We start from the raw sequence: 14,368 nt of genomic DNA on the forward strand, positions 1-14,368 counted from the left end.
ATGTGGCATTCACGCCGGCAGGCCATTTCGGATGATGTCGGCGCCGATATTGAGGTGATCGGCCAACGGCCGATCATCGCGATAACGGCTGACGCAGGCGCGCACATGGTCGTGGATGGCGGCGGTACCGGGCGCGCGGTCCGCCGGATCAACCGCCAGGTCATGCGCCTCGGTCGCCGCCAGCAGTTCAATTCCCAGGATGTATTCAGTGTTGTCGATGACGGCCAGCAGTTTGGTGGCCGCCGCCGTGGGATGGGCCAGGTAATCCTCCTGCAGCGCGGAGTTGATGCCGCCGTCGAGGCTGGCGGGCGCGCACAGGCGGCGGTTGTCCGCCACCAGCGCTGACGCGGTGTACTGCGCGATCATGAAGCCGGTGGTGGCGCCGGGATCGCTGGCCAGGAAAGGGGGAAGGCCGCTGACCAGCGGATTGACCAGCCGGTCGGTATGACGTTCGGAGATGGCGCCGAGATGCGCGATGGCGATAGCCAACGAGTCCAGGGCGATGGCCAGTGCAGGCGCCACGGCGTGCGCCTCGGACTCGACGACCGGTGCCGCCGGCGTGCCGGAGACGATGGGGTTGTCCGTGACGGATTGCAGTTCCCGGTCGATCACGGCACAGGCGCCGTCGAAGGCGTCCCGGGCAGCACCATGCACATGCGGTACGGCCCGCAGGCTGAGCGCATCCTGCAAGCGGGTCCCCGCGGCGCGCTCCAGGCGGCGGCTGCCCGCCAGGTAATTCCGCAGGGCGGCGCCCGTGCGGTGCAGCCCATTCGACATCCGTACCTGCAGCACCTGGGCCTCATACGCCGACATCTGGGCGCCCAGCGCCTCCAGCGTCAGCGCCGCCACGGCGTCCGCCGCGGCCAGCAGCCGCTCGATCCGCGACAGCGCATAGCCGCCCAGGCCGGTGGCGCAGGGCGAGCCATTCACCAGGCTCAGCCCTTCCTTGGAATCAAGCACCAAGGGGGACATGCCGATGGTGTCCAGCGCCTCCCGCCCCGACAGGCGGCGGTCGCCCATATAGGCCGAGCCGGCGCCAATGAGGACCAGGCCGATATGGGCCATGTGGGTCAGATAGCCCACCGACCCGCGTGACGGCACTTCCGGTATGCAGCCCCGGGCCAGCAGTGTCAGCAGGCCCTGCACCAGGTCGGGCCGTACACCGGAGCGGCCATGCGCGAAATTGTTGATCTGGGCGGCGATGATGCCCCGCACGGCGGCCGTCTCCAGGGGCTGCCCCATGCCACAGGCATGGCTCATGACCAGGTTGCGGGACAGGTCACGCTGTTTGGCGCGATCCACCACCGTGCTCACCAGCGCGCCGACCCCCGTGTTCACGCCATAAGCCCGGATGCCCTGCGCCACGAGGGCCTCGACCACGGCATGGGCATTCCCGATGCGGGCCCAGGCGTCCGAGGACAGCACCAGGTCGCTGCCCCGGGCGACGGCGCTGAGGTCGCGCCAGGTCAGGGGACCATTCAGCAGGACGGATGGCGTCATTGTTTGCTCCTCGGGTCCATAAGCCGCAAGATTCATGCGGCGCGCAGCGCGATCTGGCAATTATGTATAGACTAAATCGAAGCGGGAATGTATAGACAATATGTGTGAACAGGCGACATCGGCAACGGAACCGGGCCCAGCTGGGACAAATGGGCCATCCCAGACGAAGCAGGAGTTGGCATCCCATGTCGGACCTTGCATATCCCTCCCATCCCGGTCCGCAGGCGAGGGCCGCATGAACGGCGCCGCGCCGCCCCTGGTTTCCATCGATACGGCCCTGGACCGCGCGGCCGCGCTGGTTGATCGCGCCCCGGCCCTGGCCATCGCGCAGGTCGCGGAAGTGCTCGACGCGGCGCCCGGCCACCCGCGCGCGCGGCTGATCCAAGGCCGCGCCCTCAGGCTGGCGGGGGACATCCAGGCGGCGGCGGGGGTTCTCCGCCAATTGGCCGTGGCGGAACCGAAATCGGCCGCCGCCGCCCTGGAACTGGGCCTGACGCTGCGCGACCTGGGCCAGCTTCCGGATGCCCTGACTGAAATGCGCCGCGCCGGCGCGCTCAGCCCCGACCTGGCCGCCGCCTGGCGGGCGCTGGCCGACACGCTGGCTCTCGCCGGTGAGCATGAGGAGGCGGAACGGGCCCACCTGGCCGGTGTGAAGGCGTCCACCCGCGATCCCGTCCTGGCCCAGGCCGCGATGGCCATGATCGAGGGGCGACTGAACGTGGCGGAGCGGGCGTTGCGGGACCGGTTGCGCGCCCAGCCCACCGACGTGGCGGCCATCCGCATGATGGCGGAGTTGGCCGTGCGCCTGGGCCGGTACGATGATGCCATCACCCTGCTGCGGCGCGCGCTCGAGCTGGCGCCTGCATTCACCGCGGCTCGCGAGCTGCTGGCCCGCACGTTGCAACGGCACAACCGGCCGGCCGAGGCCCTTGCCGAGGTGGAGCATCTGCTGGCGGCCGAGCCGGACAATCCGTCGGTGTTGATGCTCAAGGCCTCGCTGCTGGTCCGCATCGGCGACCAGGACGCCGCCGCCACCGTGTACGCCCACGTCCTGGCCCGCCATCCGCAGCAGGCCAAGGGCTGGATGAGCTACGGCCATGTCCTGAAGGCGATCGGCCGGGTGGACGACGCCATCGCCGCTTATCGCACCGCCCTTGAGCAGCAGCCCACGCTGGGCGAGGCGTGGTGGAGCCTGGCCAACCTCAAGACCTTCCGCTTTTCCGTGGACGACAGGGCGGCCATGGAGCGCGGCCTGCGGGCCACGGCGGATGACGAGAACCGGTTGCACCTGCATTTCGCGCTGGGCAAGGCGCTTGAGGATGCGGGAGGTGACGACGCGGCCGCCTTCCAGGCCTATGCCGAGGGCAACCGCCTGCGCCGGGCCCAGCTGGGCTACGACCCGGATGAGACGCACGACCAATGCGCCCGCATCGCCGCCATGGTCGACAGGGGCTTCCTGGACCGGGCGCGCGGTGGCTGCCTGGCGCCCGACCCCATCTTCGTCGTCGGCCTGCCCCGTTCGGGTTCCACCCTGGTAGAGCAGATCCTGGCCAGCCACAGCATGGTCGAGGGCACCAGTGAACTGCCCGACATGATGGCGATCGCCGCACGGCTGGCAGCACCCGGCAAGGGGGCTGCCGCCGGGCGGTATCCGGAATGCCTGGATGACCTGCCCCCCGACGCCTTGCAGGCGTTGGGCGCCGAATACATCGCGCGGACGCGGGTGCACCGGCACGAGGCGAAACCCTTCTTCATCGACAAGATGCCGAACAACTGGATGCATGTGGCGCTGATCCGCGCCATCCTGCCCAAGGCGCGGATCGTCGATGTCCGCCGGCATCCCCTGGGTGTCGGGTGGTCCGCCTACAAGCAGCATTTCGCGCGCGGCCAGGCCTTCACGTACGACCTGACGGAACTGGGGCGCTATTACGCGGACTACGCCACGCTCATGGCCCATGTGGACCGGGCGGCGCCCGGCTGTGTGCACCGTGTCGTCTATGAACGGCTGGTGGCGGATACCGAAAACGAGGTTCACGCCCTGCTGGACCATCTCGGCCTGCCGTTCGAGGACGGCTGCCTGGCCTTTTGGGACAACCGGCGCACCGTGCGCACCCCCAGTTCGGAGCAGGTCCGCCAGCCCATCTTCACCGAGGGGCTGGACCATTGGCGGCGTTTCGAGCCCTGGCTGGCGCCGCTGAAAGCGGCGCTGGGGACCGTGCTGCACACCTATCCGGAAGTTGAGTTGTAGTTGTGTGAGTCAATATAAAGCAAAACAACAAAAATACCTAAGGGCGGAAGACCCACAAGAACAGGGACAGAAGCGGAACTTCATGGGAAAGGGCGATCATAATGCGAGTTAAGACCAAGCGGGCCGGCAGGCTGGTCCTGCTTCTGGCCTCCACGGCGCTTGCGCCGATATGGGGAATGCAATCCGCCATCGCCGCCGACACCACGCCCGCTGCACCGGCGACCCCGGATTCTGCGGCGAATGAAGGCCTGATGGAAATCGTGGTGACGGCGCAGAAGCGCAGCGAGAACCTGCAGAACGTGCCCATCAGCCTGCAGGCTCTGGGCACGGCCACGCTGGAGCAGCACCAGGTCCAGTCCTTCGACGACTACGCCAAGCAGCTGCCCAGCGTGTCTTTCCAGTCTTTCGGGCCAGGCCAGAGCCAGCTGTTCTTCCGCGGCATCTCGTCCGGCGGCGATGGCCTGCCGTTCGGCGCGCTGCCCACCAGCGGCTTCTACCTGGACGAAATACCGGTCACCACCATCGGCTCCCTGCTGGACGTCCATATCTACGACGTCGCCCGGGTCGAGGCGCTATCCGGACCGCAAGGCACGCTCTACGGCGCCAGTTCCCTGTCCGGCACCCTGCGCATCATCACCAACAAGCCCGACACGTCCAAGTTCTCGGCCGGTTATGACGTCCAGGGCACACGCTTCGACAAGGGCAGCCTGGGCGGCACCATCGAAGGCTTCGTGAACATCCCCCTCAGCGATAGGGCGGCGGTGCGCATCGTCGGCTTTGACGAGCATGACGGCGGTTACATCGACAACACCTACCACCAGCGCACCTACCAGAGCCCCCATACCCTGGACGATGGCACGGTGGTCAACAGCCCCATCACCGTGGACAACTCGAAGTTCGTCAAAAAGAACTTCAACGACGTCGATACCTATGGCGGTCGCGTGGCCCTGGGCATCGACCTGGACGACGACTGGACGGTCACGCCGCAGGTCATCGCCCAGCACCAGCGGTCCAACGGTTCCTTCCTTTACGATCCCAAGGCCGGTGACCTGCAGGTCCACGACTATGCGCCGGAACGCAACATCGACAAGTGGTACCAGGCGGCCCTGACGGTCGAGGGCAAGGTCTGGGATTGGGATGTCCTCTATTCCGGCGGCTATATGCAGCGGTCGATCGACACCCACGCCGACTACAGCTACTACACCGTCGCCTACGACGCCTATCCCAACTATGGGTATTTCACGAATTCGATGGGGAAGCAGATCGACCCCACCCAATATTATTATGGGCACCAGGATCTGACCAAGCAAAGCCACGAACTCCGCTTCAGCTCGCCCTCAACCAACCGCTGGCGGGTTACCGCCGGCCTGTTCTATCAGGAGCAGACCAACCAGTCCCAGGCGAACTATTACGCGCCGGGTTACGGGTCGTCCCAACAGGGATCGCCCGTGTATGAAGACGACATCTTCCTCACCAACGTGCATATCGTCGACCGCGACTACGCGGTGTTCAGCCAGGCTTCCTACGATATCCTGCCCAGCGTCACCCTGACCGGCGGCGTGCGCGGATTCATCGCCGACAACACGCTAACCGGCTTCTCAGGCTTCGCCAGCGACGCGGCGAAGGCCGGCTGCGTGACCCCCTTCCCGTCGCTCAACAGCTGTTCCTACCTCAACAAGAAATTCAATGACTCGGGCGAGACCCACAAACTGAACGTGACCTGGCAGATCGATCCGGATCGCATGGTCTATGCGACATATTCCACCGGCTACCGCCCCGGCGGTAACAATCGCCGCGCGGGCGTCGAACCCTACGGATCGGATACGCTGGACAATTACGAGCTGGGATGGAAGACGTCGTGGTTCGATCAGAAGCTACGCTTCAACGGCGCCGTCTATTACGAGGAATGGAACAACCTGCAGTACGCCCTGGTGGCGCTCAACTCCGGCAGCGTGACCAACATCTACAATGCCGGCGACGCCCGGGTGTACGGCGTCGAGACGGACATCACCTGGGCCGTCACCCGCAGCCTGACCCTGTCGGCATCGGGTGCGTTCAACGATGCCCGTTTGGCGACCGACTTCTGCGCCATCGGCGCCAACAGCAACCCGGATTGCGCCTCCGGCATCATCGCGGCGCCGAAGGGCACGCGGTTGCCGGTGCAGCCCCGGATCAAATTCAACACGACGGCCCGCTATGAATTCCTGTTGGGGGAGGTGGACAGCTTCGTCCAGGGATCCCTGAACCACCAGACCAGCACGCGCAGCTTCCTGGGCACCACGGCGGACGAGCTCGTCGGCGACAGTCCGGGCTTCACCACCGTGGACATCTCGATGGGCGGCAAGATCGGCAACACCAGCGCCGAGTTCTATGTCCAGAACCTGTTCGACGACCGTGGGGGGCTGACCCGCAACACCTTCTCCGCCCCTGAAATCTCCGGCCAGTACGCGCGCATCTATCCGACGAAGCCGCGACTGTTCGGCGTCAAGTTCGGTCAGAAGTTCTGACGTCCCGTCCGGCCTGCGGCCCCTCCGGGCCGCAGGCCGTCACGGACGGCTGCTGCCGAACCGGGCGACCAGATGATAGGCCGTGCCCAGGAAATACTGGCGCACGGCCGTGATCCGTTCCGAACTGCGCCAGGTCTGCCGTTCCACCAACAGGCAGGCCGTGCCGACCGGCGTCTTGAGAAGACGCGCGATCTCCGCATCCGCAGGGACGGCGGAAATGCGGGTTTCCGCCTCCGTCCACGGCACATGCCGCAGCAGCCAGGTTCCTGGCGGTTCCTTCTCAAGGTCCGCCTCGGCGATTGCCGGCACGGCGGCCAGGCTGACTAGGCGGCGTTCCACCGCCAGCGGCGCGCCGTCGGCGGAATGCAGGCCATCCAGCTGCAACAGCCGGCGACCGCCGGCCAGCAACTCTTCCTCGGCGTTTCCCCGGGCGGCCGCCCGCAGCTTACGCACCAGCAGCTGATAGCCGTAGACATGGCCGCGTTTGGCCACCTCGACCGGCAGGTCGGGGACGTCCAGGATCATGGAATGGGCATGCGGACGGCCCACGAAGGAGCCGGCGCCCTTGCGGCGCTCGATAAGACCCGCCGCGGCCAAGGCGGACAGCGCCTTGTTGACCGTCATGCGCGAGCATTGATAGGTCTGCATCAGCTCATGCTCGACGGGGAGCCGGTCTTCCGGCGCCAGCTTCCCCGACAGGATGGCCGACTCTATGTCCGTTCGAATGCGCTCATGCAGGGAAAGCGTCACTGGGTCAATCTTTCGAGGACTTGGCGGTAACGGGTGACAATGGCGTCCCGCCGCTGGTGTCGGCCAGTATTAACCACCTGCTTGCCCCGGCGCCAGACCCCGTCAATGGCCGCTCGGCCGGCGGCGAAGATCAGGGCGTCCAGCAGCGCCGGGCCCCGACGGCCGTGCAGCGACGGATGTTGGGTGTCGAGGCTGACCAGGTCCGCCGCATGGCCGACCGCGATGGCGGATGGCGCGCCCAGGGCGGCGGCGCCACCCGCCAGCGCGCCCTCCATCAGATCCTGGCCCGTCGATCGTCCCGGCGCCCGCGCCATCACGTTGCGGCTGCGGCCCGCCAGGCGCTGGCCGTATTCCAACAGGCGCAGTTCCTCGGTCGCGTCGATCAGGACGTTCGAGTCCGATCCGACGCCGAACCGGCCACCGGCGGACAGATAGGCGGTGGCTGGGAAGATGCCGTCGCCCAGGTTGGCCTCCGTGATGGGGCAGAGGCCGACCACTGCGCCGCGCGCCGCCATGTCCGCGACCTCCGCCGGGGTCACGTGGGTGGCATGCACCAGGCACCATCGGGTGTCCACCGGCGCGTTGGCCAGCAGCCATTCCACCGGCCGGCCCCCGCCCCAGGCCACGCAGTCCTCGACCTCTTTCACCTGCTCGGCGACGTGGATGTGCACGGGAGCGGCGCCGGCCAGGCCGGCCACCTCGGTCAATTCCTCGGGCGTCACCGCGCGCAGGCTGTGCGGCGCCACGCCGACGACCGCGTCGGGTAGGGCCCGCGCCTTGATCCGTGCCGCATCCAGCAGGCGGGCGAAGCCGTCCAAATCGTGCAGGAAGCGCCGCTGCCCATGCCCTGGTGCCGCCCCGCCAAAACCGGAATGCGCATAGAACACGGGCAGATGGGTCAGGGCGATGCCGGTCTCATCCGCCGCCGCGACGATGGCGGCGCTCATCTCCGCCGGGTCCGTGAACCGCCCGCCGTCCCGATCATGATGAAGGTAATGGAATTCCCCCACGCGGGTGAACCCGGCCTCCAGCATTTCCATGTAGGCCAAGGCCGCGATGGCGTGCAGGTCGTCGGGTGAAAGGCGATCGACGAAGCGGTACATGACGTCGCGCCAGGTCCAGAAGCTGTCGCCCGCCGGCCCCCGCACCTCCGCCAGGCCGGCCATGCCGCGCTGGAAGGCATGGCTGTGCAGGTTGGGCAGGCCCGGCACCGCCACCGGCCGCCGCTCATCACCGGCCTGGGGGGGCGCGTTCCGTTCCAGGGTGGCGATGACGCCATCCCGGACCGTCAGCCGCACATTGTCCGCCCAACCCTCGGGAAGCAGGGCCTGCTGGAAGTGGAAAGCCCCGTCCGAACCGCCGTCAGTGCCCATGGTGCATTCTCCTGTTGCGCCATATGTCTATACATTCTAAGGTGCGAGCGCAACCATTGAGGCGGACCTGAGCCGCCGGGAGAACGGGCATGCGTTGCGACAAGCTGTGGAAAAACGCCCATTTGGCGACGCTTGCCGGGGCTGAGCCTGGGCTGGGGATCGTTCGCGATGGCGTCGTCGCCATGCGCGACGGCCTGATCGTCTACGCCGGCCCCGCTGCCGACGCGCCCGCTTTCGACGCTGGCGTGGTGGTGGACTGCGCCGGCCGTTGGATCACCCCCGGCTTGATCGATTGTCACACGCACCTGGTCCATGGCGGAAGCCGGGCGCATGAGTTCGAACTGCGGCTGGCCGGCGCCTCTTACGAGGAGATCGCGCGGGCCGGTGGCGGCATCCTTTCCACCATGCGCGCCACGCGCGACGCCGACGTGGCAGCGCTGACGGCCAGCGCGCTGCCTCGGCTGGACGCCCTGATGGCGGAAGGGGCGACAACGGTGGAGGTCAAGTCAGGATACGGACTGACTCTGGAGGCTGAGCTGCACATGCTGCGCGCCGCGCGGCAACTGGGGCAGGCGCGGCCGGTCCGGATCACCACCACCTTCCTGGGCGCCCACGCGCTGCCGCCTGAATTCAGCGGTGACGCCGACGGCTATATCGACTTCCTGTGCGACACCGTGCTGCCGGCGGCGGCGGGGGAGGGGCTGGCCGACGCCGTCGACGCGTTCTGCGAGGGCATCGGCTTCACGCCGGATCAGACGGCGCGGATGTTCGCCGCCGCCGCCGCCCATGGCCTGCCGGTCAAACTGCATGCCGACCAGTTGTCCAACCTGTCCGGCGCCGCGCTGGCGGCCCGGCATGGTGCCCTGTCGGCCGATCATCTGGAACATACCGACGCCGATGGTGTCGCGGCCATGGCTGCGGCCGGCACCGTGGCGACACTGCTGCCCGGCGCCTTCTATTTCGTGCGGGAAACCAAGCTGCCGCCCGTGGACGCCTTCCGCGCGGCCGGCGTGCCCATGGCCCTGGCCACGGACTGCAACCCGGGCACGTCGCCCCTGACCTCGCTGCTGCTGGTCATGAACATGGGCGCCACCCTGTTCCGCATGACGGTGGATGAATGCATCGCCGGTGTCACCCGCAACGCCGCCCGCGCCTTGGGGTTGCACCATGAGATCGGCACGCTGGAGGCGGGCAAGTCCTGCGACCTGGCGATCTGGGATATCGAGCGACCGGCGGATCTGGTCTACCGCATGGGGTTCAACCCCCTGCATGCGCGTGTCTGGCAGGGCAATTGAGATGGCGGACTGGCTGGAAATCCGCCGCGGCGCCGCGCCCCTGGTGGTGACCTTCCCCCATACCGGCACCGACATACCGGATGGGCTGTTGGGTCGCTTCGCGTCGCCCTGGCTGGCGCGCAAGGACGCCGATTGGTGGATAGACCGGCTGTACGCCTTCGCGGCGGACATGGGCGCCACCACCATCCGGACGCGGCTGTCGCGCAGCGTCATCGACGTGAACCGCGACCCGTCCGGCGCGTCGCTCTATCCGGGCCAGGCGACAACCGACCTCTGTCCCGTCACCACGTTCGACGGCGAGCCGCTTTACGCCGGCGCCACGCCCGATGCCGCCGAGATCGCCGCGCGGCGGACGGCCTATTTCGATCCCTACCACGACGCCATCCGGGCGGAGCTGGCGCGGTTGCGGCGGAACCATGGCGCCGTCGTCCTCTATGACGCCCATTCCATCCGCAGCGTCATCCCGCGCCTGTTCGACGGCCCCCTGCCGCAGTTCAACATCGGTACCAACGGTGGCGCCACCTGCGACGGGGCGCTGGCCACCGCCGTCCACGACCGCTGCGCCGCCAGCGGCCACAGCCATGTGCTGAACGGCCGGTTCAAAGGCGGTTGGACGACGCGCCACTATGGCCGCCCCGCCGAGGGCATCCACGCCATTCAGATGGAACTGGCCATCCGGGGCTATCTCGCCGAGCCGGACGAGCCTGGCCCCGACACCTGGCCGCCCCCTTTCGACCCCGCTTACGCGAGGCCTCTCGTCACGGTCCTGACCGGTATACTGGACGACTGCCTCGCCTTCGCCACCAGCCTGGGAAGGACCCTATGAGCCGCATCGACAACACCCGCGTCATCCGCCCCGCCACCGGCACGGAACGCACCGCCAAAAGCTGGCTGACCGAGGCGGCGCTGCGCATGCTGATGAACAACCTGCACCCCGACGTGGCGGAGCGCCCGGAGGAGCTGGTGGTCTACGGCGGCATCGGCCGCGCCGCCCGCGACTGGCAGAGTTACGACCGGATCGTGGAGGCGTTGACGCGGCTGGAGGCCGACCAGACCCTGCTGGTCCAGTCCGGCAAGCCGGTGGGTGTCTTCCGCACCCACCCCGACGCCCCGCGCGTCCTGATCGCCAACAGCAACCTGGTTCCGAAATGGGCCAATTGGGAGCATTTCCACGAGCTGGACCGCAAGGGCCTGGCCATGTACGGCCAGATGACGGCCGGTTCCTGGATCTACATCGGGTCCCAGGGCATCGTGCAGGGCACCTATGAAACCTTTGTCGAGATGGGCCGCCAGCACTATGCCGGCGACCTGTCGGGCCGCTGGCTGCTGACCGCCGGCCTGGGTGGCATGGGTGGGGCGCAGCCGCTGGCCGCCGTCATGGCCGGCGCCTCCTGCCTGGCCATCGAATGCCAGCGCAGCCGCATCGAGATGCGCCTGAGGACCGGCTATCTGGACCATGCCGCCGAAACCATCGATGAGGCGATGGCCATCATCGAACGCAGCTGTGCCGAGAAGAAGGCGGTGTCGGTCGGCCTGCTGGGCAATGCCGCCGAACTCCTGCCCGAGATGGTCCGGCGTGGCATCCGCCCGGATTTGCTGACCGACCAGACCTCGGCCCACGATCCCGTCAACGGCTATCTGCCGGCGGGCTGGACGGTGGCCGAGTGGGTCGAGCGGCGGGAACGCGAGCCGCAGGCCGTGGCCGCCGCCGCGCGCGCCAGCATGGCGGTGCACGTCCAGGCCATGCTGGACTTTCAGGCGGCGGGGGTGCCCACCGTCGACTATGGCAACAACATCCGCCAGGTGGCGAAGGACGAGGGGGTCGCCAACGCCTTCGACTTCCCCGGCTTCGTGCCCGCCTACATCCGCCCGCTGTTCTGCCGTGGCATCGGCCCCTTCCGCTGGGCGGCATTGTCCGGCGATCCCGAGGACATCTACAAGACCGACGCCAAGGTGAAGGAACTGCTGCCGGACAACCGGCACCTGCACAATTGGCTGGACATGGCGCGGGAGAGGATCCGGTTCCAGGGGTTGCCCGCCCGCATCTGCTGGGTGGGGCTGGGCGACCGGCATCGGCTGGGCCTAGCCTTTAATGAGATGGTGGCCAAGGGCGAGCTGAAGGCCCCCGTGGTGATCGGCCGCGACCATCTGGACAGCGGCAGCGTCGCCAGCCCCAACCGCGAGACGGAAGCCATGCGGGACGGCAGCGACGCCGTGTCCGACTGGCCGCTGCTGAACGCCTTGCTGAACACCGCGTCGGGCGCCACCTGGGTGTCGCTGCACCATGGTGGCGGCGTGGGCATGGGCTATTCCCAGCATAGCGGCATGGTCATCGTCGCCGACGGCACCCCCGAAGCCGCCAAACGGCTGGAGCGCGTCCTGTGGAATGACCCGGCCACCGGGGTGATGCGTCATGCCGACGCCGGCTATGACATCGCCCGCGACTGCGCCCGCACCATGGGTCTTGACCTGCCTGGCATCCTGGGATGAGCGGTATCCGCCTGCTTCCCTCGGCCTCACGGCCCGCCCAGGCCTGGAAGAACGGGGGCGGCGTCACGCGCGAGGTCGCCCGCCAGGACGATGGCGCGGGCGATATCCTCTGGCGCGTCAGCATCGCGGACGTGCGGGAGGCGGGGCCCTTTTCCCACTTCCCGGGCATCGACCGCGTGCTGGCGGTGCTGGAAGGCCGCCTGCTGCTGGACTTCGGCGGCGGCACGGTCCCCGTCCTGGTGACACCGGAAATAGCAGCCCACGCGTTTCCCGGCGATGTGCCGGTATCGGGAACGCCGGACGGCGGGCCCGTCACCGACCTGAACCTGATGGTGCGCCGTGGCCGGATGCGCGGCACGCAGCGCCAGCTGCCCCCCGGCACCGTCACCCTGCCGCTGACCCCGGCCGCCACCCACCTGCTGGTGGCGACCGGGACGGCGCAGGTGATGCACGGCGACGACGCCCATACCCTGGGGCCGCTTGACGCCCTCCTCGTCGATGCTGGGACGGCAGCGTCCATCACCGTCCGGGCGACGGCGGTGTGCTGGTGGATCGAGATCGTCCCGTTGGCGGAGCGGCCATGAGCAAAACCCTGCGCGGCGCCGTTCTCGCGCTGGCCGTCCTGCTGTCCCAACAGACCGGGCGCGCGATGGACGCTGCTCCCCAGGACACCCTCCGGACCGTCGTGATCGGGACGGAGGGGGCCTTCCCGCCCTGGAACATCACCCGGCCTGACGGCACCCTGATCGGTTTCGAGCCCGATCTGCTTCAAATCCTTTGCCAGCGGGCGAACCTGCGGTGCCAACTGGTGGCCCAGGATTGGGACGGCATGATCGGCGCCTTGCAGGCCCATAAAATCGACGTCATCGCCGACGCGCTGCAGATCACGCCGGCGCGCAAGGCCGTGCTGGCCTTCTCCCTGCCGTACGCCATCACCACCGGGGTCTTCGTCACCCAGAAGGACAGCCCCCTGGCCCGGATGGCCAACCGGGGCCTGGTGCTGGACCTGGACGCCAACCCCACGCCAGAGCGCCAAACCCAGGCGCTGGCGGCCCTGCGGGAGGAGTTGCGCGGCAAGACCCTGGGCGTCGCCATCTCCAGCACCTATGACGCTTTCCTGGACAAGTACCTAGCGGGCGTCATCACCATCAAATCCTACCGCACCATGGGCGAACGGGATCTCGATTTGTTGAGCGGCCGTATCGACCTTACGCTGGACGACACCACCTACCTGCGGCCGCTGCTGGCGGCGCCCGACGCGCAGGACCTGGTCCTGGTCGGGCCTGAACTGATCGGCGGCGAGCTTGGCGCCGGCGAGGGCTTCGGCCTGCGCCAGGACGACGCCGCGTTGGCGGAGCGCCTGAACGCGGCCATCCGCTCCGCCATCGCCGACGGTACGGTGAAGCGGCTGAGCCTGAAATGGTTCAAGGCTGACGCAACACCCGACCTGGGACCCGATCCCGCTTCAACATCCTCCGGGACCCCCAAGCCATGATGGACGACCTCACGCTCCTTGGCTTTGGGCCGGACGGCTGGGCGCCCCTGCTGCTGAAGGGCTGCCTGCTCACCCTGGCGGTGTCCGCCACCTCTATGGCCATCGGCACGGTATTGGGCGTCCTGCTGGCCTGGGCGCGGCTGAAGGGGCCGCGCTGGCTGCGGCGCACGGCACTGGTCTACGGCGTGATCCTGCGCGGGGTGCCGGAGCTGCTGGTCATCCTGCTGCTGTATTTCGGCCTGCCCTCGCTGATCCTGTCGCTGTCGGACACCTTCGGCTGGGAAGCGCCGGGTCTGCCCCCACCCTTCCTGGTCGGCAGCGTGTCGGTCGGCCTCGTGTCGGCGGCCTATCAGGCCGAGATTTTCCGGGGCGGGATCGGCGCCATTCCCAGGGGCCAGTTCGAGGCGGCACGGGCCATGGGCTTCAGTGACCTTATGTGCTTCCACCGCATCGTCCTGCCGCAGGTGGCGCGCGTCGTCCTGCCCGCGCTGGGCAATGCCTGGCAGTTCAACCTGAAGGACAGCGCCCTTATCGCCGTCACCGGGCTGAGCGAGCTGATGCGCACCAGCCTGGTGGCCGCCGGATCGACCCGGCACCCCTTCCTGTTCTTCGGCGTGGCCATGGCGCTTTACCTGGTGCTCACCACCCTTTCCAGCACGGCCTTCCACTACGGCGGCCGCTATTCCAACCGGTGGGACAGGGGCTGACCG

General features: G+C 68.0%; 11 protein-coding genes. 8 read left to right on the forward strand and 3 right to left on the reverse strand.

Annotation, left to right across the window (positions count from 1 at the left end):
* Positions 1-9: 9 nt before the first annotated feature.
* Complete coding sequence (locus tag FBZ88_RS19795) at positions 10-1,500, reverse strand: HAL/PAL/TAL family ammonia-lyase (protein ID WP_145618887.1); 1,491 nt, start codon at positions 1,498-1,500, stop codon at positions 10-12.
* 235 nt (positions 1,501-1,735) lie between these two features.
* Here FBZ88_RS19795 and FBZ88_RS19800 point away from each other — a divergent pair, with 235 nt between their 5' ends.
* Positions 1,736-3,748 (forward strand): tetratricopeptide repeat-containing sulfotransferase family protein, encoded by a 2,013-nt coding sequence (locus tag FBZ88_RS19800; protein WP_145618888.1) that lies wholly within the window; start codon positions 1,736-1,738, stop codon positions 3,746-3,748.
* 176 nt (positions 3,749-3,924) lie between these two features.
* Positions 3,925-6,255, forward strand: a complete 2,331-nt coding sequence (locus FBZ88_RS19805) for a TonB-dependent receptor (RefSeq protein ID WP_246138761.1) — start codon at positions 3,925-3,927, stop codon at positions 6,253-6,255.
* 39 nt (positions 6,256-6,294) lie between these two features.
* Here FBZ88_RS19805 and hutC read toward each other — a convergent pair whose 3' ends face one another.
* Positions 6,295-7,005: a histidine utilization transcriptional repressor HutC gene (gene hutC / locus FBZ88_RS19810; protein WP_088874938.1), complete on the reverse strand. Its 711-nt coding sequence runs from the start codon at positions 7,003-7,005 to the stop codon at positions 6,295-6,297.
* Positions 7,002-8,378 (reverse strand): formimidoylglutamate deiminase, encoded by a 1,377-nt coding sequence (locus FBZ88_RS19815; RefSeq protein ID WP_145618890.1) that lies wholly within the window; start codon positions 8,376-8,378, stop codon positions 7,002-7,004. Before FBZ88_RS19815 ends, hutC begins: the two co-directional genes overlap by 4 nt.
* A gap of 89 nt (positions 8,379-8,467) precedes the next feature.
* On the opposite strand from FBZ88_RS19815, the gene hutI reads away from it, so the two are divergent.
* Genes hutI through FBZ88_RS19845 form a run of 6 tightly spaced genes read left to right on the forward strand, consistent with a single transcriptional unit; the run spans position 8,468 to position 14,365 of the window.
* Positions 8,468-9,673 (forward strand): imidazolonepropionase, encoded by a 1,206-nt coding sequence (gene hutI, locus FBZ88_RS19820; RefSeq protein ID WP_145618891.1) that lies wholly within the window; start codon positions 8,468-8,470, stop codon positions 9,671-9,673.
* Between the two features lies 1 nt (position 9,674).
* On the forward strand, positions 9,675-10,499 hold the full coding sequence (gene hutG / locus FBZ88_RS19825) for an N-formylglutamate deformylase (RefSeq protein WP_145618892.1): 825 nt from the start codon (positions 9,675-9,677) through the stop codon (positions 10,497-10,499).
* Positions 10,496-12,163, forward strand: coding sequence for a urocanate hydratase (gene hutU / locus FBZ88_RS19830; RefSeq protein ID WP_145618893.1), 1,668 nt, complete (start codon positions 10,496-10,498; stop codon positions 12,161-12,163). The genes hutG and hutU overlap by 4 nt, the downstream gene beginning before the upstream one ends.
* On the forward strand, positions 12,160-12,747 hold the full coding sequence (locus FBZ88_RS19835; protein ID WP_145618894.1) for a HutD/Ves family protein: 588 nt from the start codon (positions 12,160-12,162) through the stop codon (positions 12,745-12,747). The genes hutU and FBZ88_RS19835 overlap by 4 nt, the downstream gene beginning before the upstream one ends.
* Positions 12,744-13,658 carry a transporter substrate-binding domain-containing protein gene (locus FBZ88_RS19840; RefSeq protein ID WP_145618895.1) on the forward strand — a complete coding sequence of 305 codons (915 nt, stop codon included), beginning with the start codon at positions 12,744-12,746 and terminating at the stop codon, positions 13,656-13,658. The genes FBZ88_RS19835 and FBZ88_RS19840 overlap by 4 nt, the downstream gene beginning before the upstream one ends.
* Entirely contained in the window at positions 13,655-14,365 is a 711-nt protein-coding gene (locus FBZ88_RS19845; protein WP_145618896.1) for an ABC transporter permease, read from the forward strand. The genes FBZ88_RS19840 and FBZ88_RS19845 overlap by 4 nt, the downstream gene beginning before the upstream one ends.
* Positions 14,366-14,368: the final 3 nt, after the last annotated feature.

This window comes from Nitrospirillum bahiense (assembly GCF_007828025.1).
Classification (GTDB): Bacteria; Pseudomonadota; Alphaproteobacteria; order Azospirillales; family Azospirillaceae; genus Nitrospirillum; species Nitrospirillum amazonense.